This window comes from Alcanivorax sp. HI0083, from assembly GCF_001635175.1.
In genome coordinates this window covers 1-17,343 of record NZ_LWFX01000929.1, presented here as the reverse complement: position 1 = coordinate 17,343, position 17,343 = coordinate 1, and the positions used below count along the sequence as shown (strand labels likewise).

General features: G+C 60.4%; 13 protein-coding genes and 2 pseudogenes. 11 read left to right on the top strand and 4 right to left on the bottom strand.

Annotation, left to right across the window (positions count from 1 at the left end):
* The first annotated feature begins 390 nt into the window (after positions 1-390).
* From rrtA to rimI, 5 genes are all read left to right on the top strand, one after another.
* Positions 391-999, top strand: coding sequence for a rhombosortase (gene rrtA / locus A3754_RS10170; protein WP_063519585.1), 609 nt, complete (start codon positions 391-393; stop codon positions 997-999).
* A 16-nt stretch (positions 1,000-1,015) separates the two neighbouring features.
* Positions 1,016-2,680 (top strand): DUF3592 domain-containing protein, encoded by a 1,665-nt coding sequence (locus A3754_RS10165; RefSeq protein WP_063519584.1) that lies wholly within the window; start codon positions 1,016-1,018, stop codon positions 2,678-2,680.
* Between the two features lie 133 nt (positions 2,681-2,813).
* The gene (locus A3754_RS10160) at positions 2,814-4,361 is read left to right on the top strand and encodes a 2-isopropylmalate synthase (RefSeq protein ID WP_063519583.1); all 1,548 of its coding nucleotides are present in this window, start codon (positions 2,814-2,816) and stop codon (positions 4,359-4,361) included.
* Between the two features lie 97 nt (positions 4,362-4,458).
* The gene (locus tag A3754_RS10155; protein WP_063519582.1) at positions 4,459-5,253 is read left to right on the top strand and encodes a hypothetical protein; all 795 of its coding nucleotides are present in this window, start codon (positions 4,459-4,461) and stop codon (positions 5,251-5,253) included.
* The gene (gene rimI, locus A3754_RS10150; protein ID WP_082872394.1) at positions 5,234-5,716 is read left to right on the top strand and encodes a ribosomal protein S18-alanine N-acetyltransferase; all 483 of its coding nucleotides are present in this window, start codon (positions 5,234-5,236) and stop codon (positions 5,714-5,716) included. The genes A3754_RS10155 and rimI overlap by 20 nt, the downstream gene beginning before the upstream one ends.
* Positions 5,717-6,041: 325 nt before the next feature.
* On the opposite strand, the gene A3754_RS10145 is transcribed toward rimI, so the two are convergent.
* Positions 6,042-6,467, bottom strand: a complete 426-nt coding sequence (locus tag A3754_RS10145) for a hypothetical protein (RefSeq protein ID WP_063519580.1) — start codon at positions 6,465-6,467, stop codon at positions 6,042-6,044.
* A 162-nt stretch (positions 6,468-6,629) separates the two neighbouring features.
* On the opposite strand from A3754_RS10145, the gene A3754_RS10140 reads away from it, so the two are divergent.
* The 5 genes and pseudogenes from A3754_RS10140 (at position 6,630) to A3754_RS10120 (ending at position 9,715) form a co-directional block, all read left to right on the top strand.
* Complete coding sequence (locus A3754_RS10140; protein WP_063519579.1) at positions 6,630-6,965, top strand: DUF2834 domain-containing protein; 336 nt, start codon at positions 6,630-6,632, stop codon at positions 6,963-6,965.
* A 71-nt stretch (positions 6,966-7,036) separates the two neighbouring features.
* Complete coding sequence (gene prfC, locus A3754_RS10135; RefSeq protein WP_063519578.1) at positions 7,037-8,617, top strand: peptide chain release factor 3; 1,581 nt, start codon at positions 7,037-7,039, stop codon at positions 8,615-8,617.
* 123 nt (positions 8,618-8,740) lie between these two features.
* Positions 8,741-8,983: an MmcQ/YjbR family DNA-binding protein gene (locus A3754_RS10130; RefSeq protein WP_063519577.1), complete on the top strand. Its 243-nt coding sequence runs from the start codon at positions 8,741-8,743 to the stop codon at positions 8,981-8,983.
* A 195-nt stretch (positions 8,984-9,178) separates the two neighbouring features.
* Positions 9,179-9,397 (top strand): annotated as a pseudogene (locus A3754_RS10125) (MmcQ/YjbR family DNA-binding protein); the annotation flags it as partial.
* Positions 9,398-9,415: 18 nt separating this feature from the next.
* On the top strand, positions 9,416-9,715 hold the full coding sequence (locus A3754_RS10120) for a hypothetical protein (RefSeq protein ID WP_063519576.1): 300 nt from the start codon (positions 9,416-9,418) through the stop codon (positions 9,713-9,715).
* Positions 9,716-9,874: 159 nt separating this feature from the next.
* On the opposite strand, the gene A3754_RS10115 is transcribed toward A3754_RS10120, so the two are convergent.
* Positions 9,875-11,311 carry a phospholipase D family protein gene (locus A3754_RS10115; protein WP_063519575.1) on the bottom strand — a complete coding sequence of 479 codons (1,437 nt, stop codon included), beginning with the start codon at positions 11,309-11,311 and terminating at the stop codon, positions 9,875-9,877.
* Between the two features lie 550 nt (positions 11,312-11,861).
* Between A3754_RS10115 and A3754_RS10110 the strand changes: the two genes are divergently transcribed.
* On the top strand, positions 11,862-14,483 hold the full coding sequence (locus A3754_RS10110) for a DUF6351 family protein (protein ID WP_063519574.1): 2,622 nt from the start codon (positions 11,862-11,864) through the stop codon (positions 14,481-14,483).
* Positions 14,484-14,602: 119 nt separating this feature from the next.
* Here the strand turns inward: A3754_RS10110 and A3754_RS10105 are convergent, their stop codons facing one another.
* Positions 14,603-16,411, bottom strand: a complete 1,809-nt coding sequence (locus A3754_RS10105) for a beta-ketoacyl synthase (RefSeq protein WP_063519573.1) — start codon at positions 16,409-16,411, stop codon at positions 14,603-14,605.
* A gap of 474 nt (positions 16,412-16,885) precedes the next feature.
* A pseudogene (locus tag A3754_RS10100) lies at positions 16,886-17,343 on the bottom strand (acetyl-CoA C-acetyltransferase); the annotation flags it as partial.

Sequence of the window (17,343 nt, the reverse complement as noted above, 5' to 3'; positions counted from 1 at the left end):
TCAGAGCGGGGATCGGTAACCTGTTGTTGGAGGACCGTTCCCGACCTTCCAGGCCGAGAACGGTCAAAATCTCCAAGACCCGCTATCCCGTCGATCGTAATGCCGCTCCTCTTAAGTGAACGGCATTACGCCTAGTGCGGGGTTTTCTTTTTTGGGGGCGAGTTGAAAGTTCAAAGTTTAAAGTTGAAACGCGGACAGCAGCCGGAGGCAATCGAAAAACTCCGGAGCCGCGCCGCTGACGCTCTACTGAGCGTAATATCAATCTAAAACAGGAAGCGCGGCTATATCAGTCCTTCGGGTGGCACTAGCGTCCCTCGTGTTTTAACTTTCAACTTTGAACTTTCAACTCACCCTTCCCATAATCCCCTTTCACACCTGACAGGCAACTACATGCAACCCAGAGACAACAAACTCCGCCCGCACTTTGCCCTGGTGGTCGCCACCATGGTGGCGTTGGGGCTGGCGCATGCCTGGGTGAACCCTTGGCTGGCGTTTGATCGGGCAGCGATTGAGCAAGGGCAGGTGTGGCGACTTTTTACCTGCCATCTGGTGCATCTCAACCACTGGCACATGCTGCTCAATTTGGCGGGTCTGGTGCTGTGCGGCTATTTTTTCACGGATCTGCTTGATCGGGTCCGTTTCTGGAGCTGGCTGCTGTTTTGTGGATTGGTCACCGGCCTGGCGTTGTATTTTCTGGATACCGGGTTGCAGCATTATGTGGGGCTGTCCGGTATCCTCCATGGCTTGTTGGTCTATTGCCTGCTTCAGGGCTGGCGGGGGAATCCCTGGTTGCATTCACTGGTGTTGCTGGTGATTGCCGGGCGCATTGTCGGTGAGCAGCAGGCAGGCTATGACGTGGAGTATCTCCGTAGCTGGATCGACGGGCGGGTTTATGTGAATGCCCACCTGTACGGTGCCCTGGCCGGAGTGTTGTTGTTTGGGGGAATCACGGGTGTCGAATACGGCAGAAAACGCAGAACAGGAAACACAGAAAGATAATAAAGCATCAGGGTGCATGACCATCCTGTTTCCCGGGGTTTTCCTGGTGGCAGGCCTGGCGGTGATGTTCTTTGTGGGGCTCAAACCCGCCTTTCAATACTGGCAAGCCGGAAGCTGGGACCGGGTGCCGGCCACCGTGCTTAGCAGTACGCTCAATCGCAGTTATTCCGACGGCTCCACCACCTACAGCGTCAGCGCCCGCTACCGTTATGACTATCAGGGGCGCAGTTATTCCAGCAGCACCGTGAGCCAGTACGGCGGCAGCGATAATTTCGACGATTACTGGCAGCGTCTGGCCGGGCGGCTGGAACGCGCGCGTTCCCGTGGCAACACGGTCATGGCCTGGGTCAATCCGGCGAATCCGTCCGAGGCCTTTCTGGATCGCACTCTACGCTGGGGCTCATTGGTGTTTGGTCTGGCTTTTGGCGGCGTCTTTGCCTTGGTGGGGGGCGGCCTGATGTTCCTGTTCAACCGGGACAGCAAGGGCAAGGCGGATCTGGCAGAAGGGGGGGCGTACCACAGTAATGAGAAATCCGGGCACTGGTTCCTGGTGGGCTTCGGCGCCATTTTCATCCTGCTGCCATCGCCGGCCTATCTGGCGGTCTGGGACAAGGTCAGCGGGGGGGACTATGCGATTCTGATGGTGCTGCTGTTTCCTGCCGTGGGCGCAGGCATTGCCTGGGCGGGCTGGAAGATGCGCAGCAACTATCGGTTTTTCGGTCCCACCCCGCTGGAACTGGACCCGGAACCCGGCCATGCCGGTGGTCAGGTAGGGGGCGCCATCCACTTGGGCAAGGCGTTGTCCCGTGACACAGATATGGATGTGTGGCTGAGCTGCATCCGTGGCAGGGAGAGCGGCAGCGGCAAGGACCGCAAGACCGTGGAAGACATCCTCTGGCAGACCGACCAGCGCGCCCTGTGCCAGCCCACCCAGCAGGGCAGCGATATCCTGTTCTGTTTCGATGTGCCGGCGGAACAGCCGCCGTCATCCGGTAGCGGTCGCAATTATATCTGCTGGCGAGTCGAGCTGGAGGGCATGGTTGAAGATCGCAAGCTGAAACGCAGCTGGGATATCCCGGTAGTGGCAGGAGAGGGCGAGAGCCGTTTCCGGCTGCCGGAGTCCCACGTCATGGCCGACCAGCGCGAGCGGCAGGTGGAGGCACTGGAATCCGCCAATGAGCAGATACGGGTGGAGCAGACCAGCCAGGGCCTGCATCTGCAAAGCCGTCCGGGCCGCCACCTGGGGATGAAACTGGCGCTGCTGGTGTTTGGTGGCATTTTCGCCGCCGTGGGCACCGGGCTGTTTATCGCCGCCGCCAGCGAAGGCTTTATGTTGTACTTCATGGGCAGCATTTTCGGGCTGATCGGCTATCTCATTGTGGGGATCACCGTGTTCACCCTGGGCAGGGGGCTGGATGTGTGGATTCGCGGTGGCGAAGTGCGCAGCCTGCGTCGCTGGCTGGGAATCCCCGTGTTTACCCGCAAGGGCCAGTTGCTGCGGGCAGAGCAAGTGGTGCTGAAGACGGGCATGAGCAGCACCAGCAATGGCCGCCAGACCGAGTACATGGCGTTGATCGCCGAGATCGATGGCAAAAAGATTCGTTTGGCTGAGGGCATTGCCGGGCGCGAAGCGGGGGACGCCTTACGTGAGGCCGTGCTGCGCACCCTGCGACTGGTGTAAACTGTCCGCAAATCTGAATCCTTGATGTAGGAGCGTGCTTGCACGCGAACCCTTGCCCAGCCTGGTTCGCGTGCAAGCACGCTCCTGCAGCCAAAGGGGCGATCCAGTACCCCGATAATGTGCGAGAGATCCCATGAGCAAAGAGCGCCTGATTATTTTCGATACTACTCTGCGTGACGGCGAGCAAAGCCCCGGTGCCACCATGGACCAGGATGAAAAGCTGCGTATCGCCAAGGCTCTGGAGCGCATGCAGGTGGATGTGATCGAAGCCGGCTTTGCCATCGCCAGCCAGGGGGATTTCCTGTCGGTGAAGGCCATCGCCGACACCGTGCGCGAATCCACTATCTGTTCCCTGGCCCGCGCCAAGGCGGCGGATATCGACCGGGCGGCGGAGGCGCTGGCCGGGGCTGAATCCGGGCGCATCCATACCTTTATCGCCACCAGCCCGATCCACATGCAGCACAAGCTGCGGCTGGAGCCGGATCAGGTCATCGAACACGCGGTGGCGGCGGTCAAGCATGCGCGCAATCACATGGGTGATGTGGAGTTTTCCTGTGAAGATGCGGGCCGCTCCGAGATCGACTTCCTGTGCCGGATTATCGAAGCAGTGATTGATGCCGGTGCACGCACGATCAATATTCCGGACACCGTGGGTTATGCCATTCCCGAGCAGTTTGGCGATACCATCAGCCAGCTGCTCACGCGCATTCCCAATGCGGACAAGGCGATCTTTTCCGTCCATTGCCATAACGATCTGGGGCTGGCGGTGGCCAATTCCCTGGCGGCGGTGCAGGCCGGGGCGCGCCAGGTGGAATGTACCATCAACGGGTTGGGCGAACGGGCCGGCAACGCTTCCCTGGAAGAAATCGTCATGGCGGTGAAAACCCGTCAGGACCTGTTCAATGTGGACACCGGCATCAATGCCAAAGAGATCGTGCCTACCTCGAAAATGGTGTCACAGATCACCGGCTTCCCGGTGCAGCCCAACAAGGCCATTGTTGGCGCCAATGCCTTTGCCCATGAGTCCGGTATTCATCAGGACGGGGTACTCAAACACCGCGAGACCTACGAGATCATGTCTGCCGAGGATGTGGGCTGGCACACCAACCGCATGGTGCTGGGCAAGCACTCCGGCCGTGCCGCTTTTCGCGCCCGTCTGGACGAGCTGGGTATCAGCTTCGAATCCGAAGCGGCCATGAACGAGGCCTTTCAGCGCTTCAAGGATCTGGCTGACAAGAAGCACGAAGTGTTCGACGAGGACCTGCAGGCCCTGGTCAGCGACACCAAGAAAGCCGCCGAAGAAGAGCGCTTCAAACTGGTTCTGCTGGAAGCGACCGCGCGCACCGGGGAAACCCCGCAAGCCCGCATTGTGATGGCCATTGATGGTGTGGAGCAGGACGCCACGGCCAGTGGTGCCGGCCCGGTGGATGCGGCCTTCAAGGCGATCGAAAAACTGGCGGACAGCCACACCGCCCTGCAACTGTATTCGGTCAACGCGATTACTGCGGGCACCGACAGCCAGGGGGAAGTGACCGTACGCCTGGAGAAAGGCGGCCGTATCGTCAACGGCCACGGTGCGGATGTGGACATCATTACCGCCTCCGCCAAGGCCTACCTGAATGCCCTGAATCACTTCGCAGCTGGCGTGGAACGGGCCCACCCGCAGGCAGCGGATGTATGATGTGCTTGCCTGACGCCGAATGCCGGATGCCTGACGGTGGTGTTCTTTTTGCGTGGTGCTTGGTGCGTCCGGCGTCTGGCGGCACCGGAGGTGCTTCATGAACGAAGCGCAGCGCCAGAGTTACCTGAAAGCCATGGGGCTGACGCCCTGGGTGGCTCGTGTGGCTTTGCCCGGGGCGGCGCCCTCACCGGCATTGGACTGGCCGGAGGAAGAGCAGGCTAATGCTCCTGCATCGCCAGGGCCTGCTGTTGATGTGGCGGTGCCGTCCCGTGCTCCTGTCGGTGCTCCCTCGGGCACCCCTGAACCCAGCCCGGCAGCAGCGGCCGATCCCGAGCCTGAGGGATCGGCCGCCGCTGCATTGGCGAAAGCGCCGTCTGCCCGTTCCGTGGCACCTGCTCAAGAGCCGACGAAGGAGGAGGCCCCTGCGCCCGCCAAGGCGAAGGTGAAAGGGCTGACCTTTACCCTGGAAGCCCATCTCGGCGGCACCACCTGGCTACTGTGTGCCCAGGAAGACAGTCAGGCACCCGGGCTGGGGCGTTTCGAAGCCCCGTTGATGGCCAACCTGCTGGCGCTGTTCCAGGGGCGCCCGCAACGGCCGCGCCGTTTCTTCTGCCCTCTCACAGAACAGCCCATGCCGGCGGAAGAAGCCGCCCAGGCGTTGTCCGCCTTTGTGGCCGGGCTCAGTGAGCAAAGTGGGGGCGAGCGTGTGTTGTTATGTTTGCCGGAAGCGCTGGCCGAAGCCCTGTTTGAACAACCCCGTTATCAGCCCTTCGAGCTGGGACGGCTGCCGGCGCTGGTGATCAGTAGCCTGGCGGAAATGCTGGCTGATCCGGTGCAGCACAAGTCAGCCAGCTGGCAAGCCATGCAGGCCCATGGCTACGATGGCGTTTGATCCCGTCGGCCCGATCCGGGCCATGCAGGAATCGGATCTGGAGGCGGTGCTGGAGATCGAAAACGCCGCCCAGCTGACCCCCTGGACCCGCAACCATTTTCTTGATTGTCTCGGTAATGCCCATTATCTGTGCCAGACGGTGGAGCTGGCAGGGCAGCCTGCGGCCTTTCTTATCCTGTCACGCATTCTTGATGAAACCCATGTGCTCAATATCGCCGTGGCGCCTGCCCGGCAGCGCCAGGGGGTGGCCCGTCAACTGCTGAAACAGGCCATGGACGCGGCCCGCCGCGATGCAATGAGTGTGATCTACCTGGAAGTGCGGGAAAGCAATCACCGTGCCCGGGCGTTGTATGAGTCACTGGGCTTCACGGTATCGGGGACACGCAAGAATTATTACCGCCGGGGTGACGGCCACGAAGATGCAGTGCTGATGCAGTGCCTGCTGGCCTCGGGGCATAAATAGCTACGAGCTGCGAGAAAGCAGATAGGAAAGCTGATAGAGAGAAGGGGAAAACTCGCCAAGCATCGGTCTTTCTACGAAGCCGCAGTAGGAGCACCGTTTAGGGTGCGAACCTCGCGAAGCGAGGCCAGCGGCCTGGGCGGTCAGGAGGGATGGGTTGCAAAAGATATTGCGGGTAGACTCGAACTCCTGTCGCTTCGCTCTGTTCGTCCCCTGGAAGGGAACTCCTACAGTAAAACCCATCTTTGATTTCGCGGGTAGGGCGGTTGCCAGGTGGCACCATCCGCAACCGCGTTGCCGCTTGTAACGTGAAGCCTGGAGCGGCTTCTTATTCCAGCGGCATCCAGCCCTTTTCCGTATCCCGGAATTGGATCACCCGCTGACGCTGGAAGGTGTCGCCTTTCTTGAAATTACCATGCTCCACCCGCAGCGCGCTTAACGCCATGATCATGGCGAACCGGTCCAGGCCGGAGAGATCCTCGTTCCCTTTTACCTGGTTGGTATAGGTACTCAGATCTTCCTGGGCCTCCAGGTTGTAACTGACTTCCACGGTGTAGCGGCCATCGCCATCTTCGTAACCGTTTTGCTTTTCCACATCGGTAATTTCAAGCAGACCATCCAGGTGGGCGTTGCGCATCTCGGCTTCCAGGGCCTTCTGGGCATCACTGGCATCGGGGCTGCGGCTGCAGGCGCTCAACAGGGTCAGGGCGAGAAGGGCGGTCACGATGTGGACGCAACGAACGGTGGCAGACATGGCGGTGTCCTGATCAGGAAAAGGGAATCGTCACTCTAGCATCGCTTCCTTCGTCAACCCAATGTCTGAGTGTTTCACCGGCTTGCCAGGCAAAAGCTGGACACCGGGGCAGCGAATGCCAAGGATAGACGTAACTGGATACCTACCAAGGAGTGGTTGCTCATGTCAGAAAGCCTGTTTCGTCGTCTGTTGATCCTGGTCGCGTTGATTTTCTGTGGTGCTTTTGCCGTGCTGGTGGTTCCACCGCTCATGGCTAACCCGGATGTGCTGGGCGCCGCTGCAAGCGGTTTCGTCAATCCCTATGCGGCTGGCTACGCTACGGATGTGATTCTGTGCTGGGTGATTCTGGCGATCTGGGTGCTGTTCGAGCGCCAGCGTTACCAGGTGCGTGGTGGCTGGCTGGCCCTGTTGCTGGGCGTGGTGCCCGGTGTGGCGGTGGGTTTTGCCTTGTACCTGCTGATGCGCCAGCGCCAGTTGAAAGGCTCTGGATTGGTTTGAGGGGTGGGAAATGAGGCGGTGAAGGCTGTTATACTCGCGCCCTCGAAATACCCAGTCAGAGATTGAGCCCCATGAGCCTGCAAGACCAGGTGGCCAAGCGCCGCACCTTCGCGATTATTAGTCACCCGGACGCCGGTAAAACCACCATTACCGAAAAACTGCTGTTATACGGAAACCTGATCCAGAGCGCGGGTACCGTAAAGGGCAAGAAGTCCGGTAAGCATGCCACCTCTGACTGGATGGAGATGGAGAAGGAGCGGGGCATTTCCGTGACCACCTCGGTGATGCAATTCCCCTACAAGGACGCCACGGTCAACCTGCTGGATACCCCCGGCCACGCGGACTTCTCCGAAGATACCTACCGCACCCTCACGGCGGTGGACTCGGCGCTGATGGTGATCGACGCCGCCAAGGGGGTGGAGCAACGGACCGTCAAGCTGATGGAAGTGTGTCGCTTGCGTGATACGCCGATTCTCACCTTCATCAACAAGCTGGATCGGGATGTGCGCGATGGCATCGACGTGCTCGACGAAATCGAGGACGTGCTGAATATCGAGTGCGCGCCGATCACCTGGCCCATTGGTATGGGCAAGAGCTTCAAGGGGGTCTACAACCTGCTCACTGACACCACCGTGCTGTACAAGACCGGTCAGGGCCACACTGTGCAGGACGTGCGCGAGGTGAAAGGGCTCAATAATCCCGAGCTGGATGAGGCCGTGGGCGCTGACTACGCCGAGGAGCTGCGCGACACTCTGGAGCTGGTCCAGGGCGCCAGCCACGAGTTCGATCTGGAGCGTTTCCTGGCCGGCAAACTGACCCCGGTTTTCTTCGGCACCGCGCTGGGCAATTTCGGCGTTGACCATATGCTCGATGGCCTGGTGCAGTGGGCGCCGCCACCGCAGCCTCGCGATGCGACGGCTCGCACCGTGGCGGCCGATGAGCCCAAGATGACCGGCTTTGTGTTCAAGATTCAGGCCAACATGGACCCCCGCCACCGTGACCGTATTGCCTTTATGCGCATTTGTTCTGGCAAGTACCAGAAGGGCATCAAGCTAAAGCAGGTGCGTACCGGTAAGGACGTGCGTATTCCCGATGCGCTGACCTTCCTGGCCGGTGAGCGTGATAATGTGGACGAGGCTTTTTCCGGTGACATTATCGGGCTGCATAACCATGGCACCATTCAGATCGGCGATACTTTCACCGAAGGCGAAGAGCTGGCCTTCACCGGCATTCCGCACTTTGCACCGGAACTGTTCCAGCGGGTGGTGCTCAACGACCCGCTCAAAAGCAAGCAGCTGCACAAGGGCCTGACCCAGCTGGCAGAAGAGGGCGCTACCCAGGTGTTCTTCCCGCTGCGTAACAACGATGTGATTCTCGGTGCAGTGGGTACCCTGCAGTTCGACGTGGTGGCTGCGCGTTTGAAAGGCGAATACGGGGTAGATTGCCGTTATGAGCCGGTGAGTGTGGCCACGGCTCGCTGGGTGGAAGCCGATAGTGAAAAAGACATGTCTGCCTTTGAACGCAAAGCCTACGATAATCTGTCCCGGGACGGTGCAGGGCACCTGACCTACCTGGCGCCCACGCGGGTGAACCTGCAACTGGCCCAGGAGCGACACCCGGATATCCGTTTCCGTGAAACCCGGGAAATCTGAGAAGGCAATTAATAGTTAACAGTGAATAGTTAACAGCGAAAATCAGAAGAACCTGACCCATGCTAAACCTGGCCGTTTTACGACGGCTCGGGTAATGGAACCCGCATTTGAAACGAGGTGGACATGGATGCCGATACCGCTCGCCAATATCTTCTCGGCAAGCCTGAAGCGATGGAGGATTATCCTTTCGGCCCGGGTGTGGCGGTGATGAAAGTGCGCGACAAGATGTTCGCAACGCTGGGGCAGGAGGGTGGTGAAGGGCGCATGAATCTGAAGTGCGATCCGGATCAGGCTCATGCAGGCTGTTGGAAAGCCCCTTACATACTCAGTCTTCCAGGCTGGCTCGCAATCTACGCGCAATGTTGAAGGTGTGTGTCCACCCATCGAGACATTGCAACAACGAGTGCGGGCCAGCCTGGAAGACCCGGAGGGCGAGGCCAGAAGGGCACATCTGCTGCGCTTTGTCGCTAGGAAAGGGAACCACCCTGCCCGTCGCGACAAAACACAACAGCTGCACCCTTCTGACCACGCTGAGTACGCAAGGGGCTTTCCAACAGCCTGCTAGCGCTGCGGGACATCTTTTCCTCCGTGCTGCCCGGCTATCACATGAACAAGAAACACTGGAATACGGTCAAACTGGATGGCTCCATTCCCGAGGGGGAGATTCAGCGCATGATTGACCATTCCTTCGCGTTGGTGATCAAAGGCTTGTCGAAAAAAGTGCGTGAAGGCATGGAAGTGCGCCACGGCCGTGAAGCACTCTATGGCGGACAGAACTGAACAGGCAGGGAGACAGCAATGGCGGTAGTCATCGGTGGCGTTATCATTATCTGGCTGGGCCTGACCATGGGCGCGGCAGGCTTGCGCTGGTTGGGTGTGGAGCTGCATTACCCGGCCCGTCTGGCTGCACCGGTGTTGCTGGCGGTGCTGGAAACAGTGCTGTTCTTGTTGTTTGTTCCCGGCACGGCGTTGTTGCCGCCAAGCTGGGGTTGGCCCATGGCGGGTGGTCTGGTGGCCGCGGCCTGGCTCATCAACGGCGGCGTCGCCGGCCTGGACTGGCATCGCAATCGGCCAGTGAAAGAGGAAGGCGTGAGTTGAAAGTTCAAAGTTCAAAGTTGAAACGCGAGGGCTGGAAGGTAGAGGCTTGCGCGGTGTTGGGCTCCGCGTTTCAAGCGTTTAGGCGCGTCCACTAAAAGTGAAATGCATGTTTGCATTTTGCGCGCCTTTAAACTTTGAACTTTCACCTTTTAACTTGCTTTAAAAACTGCTCCAGCCAGTGAATTCCATTCCCCGATACAACCAGTACTTCCACACCGAGTCATCCGCATACACCGCATAGTCGGTGCTGTGCTTTTCGTCGTAACGGTTTTCCCAGCGCCGTTCAAAGGTGTCGCTGGCCTGTTGCATGATGGCGTGGTCGGGGGCGGCGATCAGCCGCACGCTACTCTCCAGATTCAGGTTATCCAGATTTCGCCGGGTGTAGTTGGCGGAGCCAAGGATCAGTGCGGCGCTGTTGGCGCTGCGCCGTAACAGCATCTTGGTATGGCATTGTTCTCCCTGGGTGTTGCACCAGCGCACGGGGATGCCGGCGTTGTGCAATTCACTCCCCACCTGGCGGTTGGGTATCCCGTTCTTCTCACGCCCGAAGGCATCCTTGTTGGGATCCAGCAGGACGCGCAATTGTACGCCCCGTTGCTGTGCCGCGAGCAGGGCCTCCATCAGCGGGCGATGGGACAGATAGAACACGGACACATCAACCTGGTCGCCGGCCTGACTTTGGTTGAGGGTTGCCAGCAAGGCATCACGAATGGCGCCTTCGGTGAGTAGTTGCAGGCGGGCGTCGGCGGCCGGGTCAGTCGGTTGTGTTGGCAAGGTGGGGAGTGTGGGCAGTCGGGTGGCGGTCAGCTCTGCGACAGCCAGTTCACTGGCCAGCAGGTCTTTGACCGCATTGCCCTGAAAGCGTAAGCCGATATTGCTGTGGGCGCTGCTGCCATCGTGGGCATTGGCGGAGGTGACCAGGCCGGTCCAGTGTTCACCTTCGTCCACCACCAGGGTCTTGCGGTGATTGGCCTTGAAGTTCAGCAGTGTCAGGTAGCTGCGCAGGGAGACCTGTCCCGGCCCCATGGGATTGGGCAGCCAGCCCTTGTCCGGGTTGTTGCCCAGCCACTGGCAGCATACCCGCCACAGGCCGGACCAGCTGGGGTTGGAGTCACGCAGTGCCGGCAAAGGTGTGGTGACGACGGTGATGTTGGCTTTCTTCAGGCGCGTAAGGTGCTTGCTGTGGAGCCCGCCATAAAGCGTATTGATGGGGTCGGTGATGACCACGATCGGCATTGTCGGGTGGCTGGCGCGCCGGGCCAGCAAGGCGTCGGTGAGCTCGCTGGACAAGGCCCGGTCGCTCTCGTTGGCAGTGCCCTGAAAATCGTTGAACAGGAACATGTCGACCACGATGAGTTTTTCCGCCTGACCGATTAAGCGGAAGAATTCGTCGAAAATATGTTGTCGGCTGAGCCGCGTGGCCTCGCCACCGTTGTCGCTTTCCCAGGTATCGTCCACCAGCAATTTGAGCCCGTGAACTGCATGGGTTTCCCCTTGCACGTTCAACCCCGCAGGAAGCGGCTTGTAGCGGTGCCAAAGGGCGGTGCTGGCGGTCAGGGCAACCAGCATCAGCAGGGCGAGTTTCAGGCGGGTCATAGGCAGTCCTGTGCATTCGATGGGGCTACCTTATCAGCTAATGGGTTGTGCGCCATGCGGTCCCGGCATTCCTTTCTCATTAGGTGGCACATTCGTGCAACATTCTGAAAAGAATGCCGGCTCCACGGTAACTATGGTACTACGGTGCCACAACAGTGTGGCGCCGATAACTCTCTGACAATCAAGGTCTACCCGTGCGTATTGCGCGGATCTTAACAAGGGAGTCTCTGAATAACCCCTTGCGTACTCAGCGTGGCCAGAAGGGTGCAGCTGTTGTGTTGTGTCGCGACGGACAGGGTGGCTCCCTTTCCTAGCGATAAAGCGCAGCAGATGTGCCCTTCAGGCCGCGCCCTCCGGGTCTTCCAGGCCGGCCCGCACTCGTTGTTGCGTTTTTTCGATGGATGGACATACACCTTCAAAATCGCGCCTAGATTGCGAGCCAGCCTGAAAGACTGAGCATGCAAGGGGTTATTCAGAGACTCCCAAGAACAATCAGTGGTCCACGCTGATCCCGGCGCGCCAGCGGCTGCCGCCCGGGGAGGAGCCTGCGATGAAAATGCTTGCGTTTGCCATGCCTGTCACCCTGACCCTTTTGCTCACTGCCTGTGGCGGGGGCGGCTCATCGTCGGTGCCGGTGACCAGTAATCCCCCTGCCGGGCCCACCCCCAATGAGCCCGGTGACCCGATTGCCGGGGCAGGCGAAATCCGGGTGCTTTCCAACCGGGCAGACCTGATCAGCGGCGGTGATGCACTGGTGGAGGTGATCACCCCCGATGCGGCCCAGCTTGAAGGCGCGGTGGTGACACTGGGGGACAGGGCCGTCACTGACCAGCTGACGCCTACCGACGCCGGTACCCTGAAAGGCCTGATCAATGGCCTGGCGCTGGGCAGCAACCGGCTGACCGTGGAGCTGGCGGATGACAGTGTGCTGGAACGGATCATTATCAATCACCCCAATGGGGGGCCGGTGATTTCCGGGCCGCAGATTCAGCCCTGGCAATGCACCAATGCGGCGGCGGTGGATGCCCAGTGCAACCAGCTGGCTGAGTACAGCTTCAAGTATGTGCCCGCCGACAAGTTGCAGAATTTGCTGACCAATTTTGATCCGGAAAATCCAGGGATTCCCGGCGCCTTTCAACCTTACGACCCCGCCAATCCACCGGCCCAGGCTGCCATTGCCAGGATCACCACGGATGCCGGTGTGGAGGTGCCCTTTATCGTGCGCATGGAAGAGGGCGTGCAGAACCGGGATCGCTACCTGATCATGACCCTGTACCAACCGGATCAACCCTGGACCGCGCTGAACCCGCAGCCCCAGTGGAACGGTAAATTGCTGATTCACCACGGCGGTAACGTGGGCGTGAGCTATGGCATGGGTAACCCTCCCCGAGGTGATATCGCCGGTACGGCCCCGGAAGGCGCCGAGCTGTTGCTGGGTGACAGTATCACCACGGCGCTGGGGCGCGGTTTCATGACCCTCTCCACCGCCCAGGGGAACCTGGGACATAACGGCAATCTGGTGACGGCGGCGGAATCACTGATGATGGGCAAGGAGCGCATCGTCGAGCAGTACGGTGAAATTCGTTACACCATTGGCACGGGATGTTCCGGTGGTTCCATCACCCAGCAGCATGTGGCCAATGCGTATCCGGGCATTTATCAAGGCATGATCGTGCAGTGCTCCTACCCGGATGTGTGGACCACGGCCACCCAGTTCGCCGATTACAACTTACTTAGCCAGTATTTCGGCAATCAGCTGCCTTCCGACCCGCAAGGCTTTCAGGATGTGGTCACCCGGTTGTTGAGTTCCGGGGTGATTCCCGCTGCGCAATGGTCCGCGTTCTATGGCCATCTGCCGTTGAATCCGCTGGTCTCGGATCTGGCCTTTTTCCCGGCAGCCTACCCTGACCAGCAAAGCTGCCCGGGCCTGGAAGACGGGGTGACCGTCTATGACGCCCAGGACGCTCCGGATGGGTTGCGTTGTGGCTTGCTGGATTACATGAAGTCCCAGTTCGGGCTGCGTTCGCCAGAAGTGTGGTCTGCGAACGAACACCTGCTGTCACGAGGATTCGGGGGCATTCCGCTGGATAACGTGGGCGTTCAATATGGTCTGCGGGCGTTGCAGAGTGGTGTGATTACCGGTGACCAGTTCCTGAAAGTGAATCGGGAAATTGGCGGCTTCAATGTGGATATCGACTACCAGCCGGAGCGCACCGTGGCCGATAGCCAGGCGCTGTACAATGCTTACCGCACCGGTGCCATTAATACTGCCGAGCACCTGGCCAATGTGCCGATTATTGATCTGCGCGGCCCGGACCCGGGGATTGCCCACGATGCCTATCACTCCTGGCAGATGCGCGCCCGCCTGGAAAAGACCCAGGGGCACGCGGATAACCAGGTGATCTGGTACGGCCCGGCGCCATTGTTTGGTGATACGGTTTATACCACCGAGGCGCTATTGGTGATGGATTTGTGGCTGTCGCAAATTGAAGCGGACGCCTCGGCATTGAGCATTGAAGAAAAAGTCCGGGAGCACAAACCGGTCTACGCCCGTGACCGTTGTCTGTCGGTGTCTTCGCTGGTGGGCCTGGAAGGCCCTATCGTGCCGCTCAGCGGTAACCTGCTGTATCCAACCCCGATTCTGCCGGGGCTGGACCTGTCGTTGTTGCCGGCGGCGCCGGCAGAGGCGGGCGTGGTGGTGGATGCGCTGACCGGCCAGGTCTGCGGGTTGGACCTGAGTGAACTGCCGGTGGTGTCCGATATCCCCGTGGTGGGCGATCTGTTGGGCACTGTGGCGGATTTGTTATCGCCGATTACCGATCCCTTGGTGGGCCTGCAGCAAACCGTAGTGCAGACCCGTTTTGGCACCCCCCGCACGGTGGCTGGTGACAGCATTGAAACCCTGACCAACAAGTGCCAGCTCAAACCGGTGGACCCGGCGGACTACCCTCTGGCACTGGATCCGCAAGGGTTTGCCGAGCAGGTGGCCGAGGTTTTCCCGCAGGGGGTGTGTGATTACAGCAAACCGGGGGTGGGGGTGGCACCCACCGAAACCTGGCTGCAATACGGTGATGCGGAACAGGTGATTTATGGTGGTGAAGCGCTGCCTGGCGATGCTCCTTCGTCAGGGCAGGGCTGGGCGTCACCCGCGTTTGAGGTGGAGATTCGTTGATCTTCAGTGGCTGGGGATGTTGAGTGTCGAGTGGCGAGAAACGCGTTGCGAAGACCGGGAAAGGTTTTCGCAACTTGAAACTCGTACCTCGTTACTCGCCCTTTCCCATCCGAGCAGCGCTAGAGATTGATTTGGTAAGCCGCCAGGCCGTTGTCGTCATCAAAGGTCATGACGGGGCCGTTATTTAACTGCACCGCCTTATCACTCAGGGTGACGTGCTCATCTCCCAGTACCCCCTCGTTAAAGCGGTAAACCGGTTTTGGTGCCTCGGTCAGGCAGTGGTCGCGGAAACGGGCCTTGGCCTGCAGCACCGGGTCCCGTGCCGTCTGCCAGTGTGTTATGGCCTGTTGGCCATGCCGTTGCCGCAACAGGCTTTCCGTGACCGTCGGTGATAGCGCCACGGCGGTGGCGTTGTTACCGCCGAAGCCCTTGGAATTGATCAGCGAGGCCTGCAATGCATCGTGGGGTTGATGCTCCAGGCAGAAATTCAGGTGATCGCGGTGCACATCGTCGGCAATGTGGTCCACGGTGCGAATGCCCGGCAGCCAGCCCTGGGCAAAACTGCCCAGGGTGGCAGACAGCTGGTCGCCACCGGCACTGCCCAGCGAATGCCCCACATAGGCCTTGATGGCGACCACCGGCCAGTGCTCAATCCCGAAGGCCTTGGCGGTGCGCTCCAGAATCACGGATTCGGTGATCCGGTTCTGCGGCGTGCCGGTGCCGTGGGCGTGCACAAAGCTGTGCTCGCGCAGGCCCTTCTCGCCGATCAGCTGGCGGGTGAGGGCTGCGGCCTTGCCCACAGTCAGGTAGTTGCCCACACCGGGGGCTGAGATGGATTTTTTGCCGCCATCGGCATGGATGAACACATCTGGCACGGCGCCGAGAATGTCCGCGCCCAGTTCCAGCGCCAGGGTATCGTCCATCAGCACGGTAAACTGGGTGGATTCGGCCATGGTGAAACCGCAGTTTTCCGAGAACGGGCGGCAGGCCCGGTTCAGGTCGGCGCTGGCGGCGCCGTCCAGGGCGGCCAACGCCTGATCCTCCGCCAGTGCACCCATGGCCCGGTATCCCTCCATGATCTCTGGCACCAGCGGTGCTTCGCTGGTGCCCACAATGGCGACACGCACCCGGCCACTGCGAATGGCATGGACGCCTTTTTCCAGGTTATAGAGGAAAGTCGCGCAGGCGCCGAGCATGCCACCGGTGGTGCCGACGGAGTGCAATACATAGGCATTGAGAAAGTCGGCGGTCATTTCGCCCAGCCCCAGCGGCACCTGTTTGGAAGTGATGCGCTGGCCGTTGGGCGGGAAGCGCATGACGCCGCCCAGGCCGTTGTCATCCATCTGTGACATGGCATTGCTGGCGTATACGGCGACTTGATCCGGGCGTACCCGGGCGGCGACCTGCGCCCAATCCATACCCAGATCACCCAGCGCATCACTGATGCCAAAAATGGCCATTTGCAGGGCGCGGGGGTGGTTGCGGGAGGCGTATAGCGCGCCGGGATCAAAACCGTCCGGCAATTGGCCGGCGGCGCTGACCCGGCGAGGCGTGTCGTGGGGCACCCGCAAGCCCAGCCCGGCGGGGAGGGTGACGCGGCTGCGGCGCTTGTCCACGGCGCTGACCTGCCAGCCCGGAGGCAAGGTGTCGGGCAGGTCCATATTACGCATTTCCAGCGTGATGGGGGCGTCGCTGGTGCCGGCGAGTGCGGCGTGGAGCTGGTGGCTGTCGGGGAGTGCGCGGATCAGGGTGCGGGCCAGCACGGTCTCGCTGTCATTGCCGGTGAGTCGGGCCAGCGCGGTTCGCGTGTCGTTTTGCTGGGCCTCATTCAGAGCATCGAAAACAAGCCGCTGGAAAGCGAAATGCTGGGCACTGCGGCCGGCGGCATTGATGCCGCCCATGGCGGTAATAACGGGTAATGCTGACATGGTGCTCCCGGGCTTATGCCCAACCCAAAACGGTGACTAGCCGGTCAGGGTACAGGTGAAATCCGGGTTTGCGTATACGACAGAGGGCGAATCCGGTCAGGAAAGTGCAACAGAGTTTTAAAATGAAAGCGGATGTTTCGGGGTGGGGGGGCTACGAAGCTGCTGTAGGAACGAAGCGTAGCGGAGTAACGCACGTAGTTCCGTACGGCCCGAAGGGTGAGCGGAGCGAATAATACCGCTCGAGCCGCGAATCGAGCGGAAGCAAGGCAGAGAAGCGTGATCATTTAGAAAGATCTGCTAGGCCCTGGAATACCTGATCGCCCTACGGGCGATTTCCGCGCAAGCGCGGTTCGCGGCTCAAGCGCCGCTCCTACGGAGGGGTGATAGAGGTGGAATACAGAGGGCGGCGCCAACAAAAAACGGGGCCTTTAGGCCCCGTTTTCGTCTGGCATCAAGCGTCCAGCGTCAGGCGTCTCACACCAGCTCGATAGCCACTGCGGTGGCTTCGCCGCCGCCGATACACAGGCTGGCCACACCGCGTTTGCCGCCGGTGCGCTTGAGCGCGTGGATCAGGGTCAGGATGATGCGTGAGCCGGTGGAGCCCACCGGGTGACCCAGGGCACAGGCGCCGCCGTGGATGTTCACTTTCTCGTGGGGAATGCCCAGATCGATCATCGGCATCATCGCCACCATGGCGAAGGCTTCGTTGATCTCGAACAGGTCCACATCGTCCACGCTCCAGCCGACCTTCTTCATCACCGCTTCGGTGGCACCAATGGGGGCAATGGTGAACTCGCTGGGGTGTTTGCTGTTGGTGGCGTGGGCGAGGATGCGGGCCAGCGGCTGCAGGCCGCGCTCGTTGGCCACGGATTCACGGGCCAGTACCAGCGCTGAGCCACCATCGGAGATGGAGCTGGCGTTGGCGGCGGTGA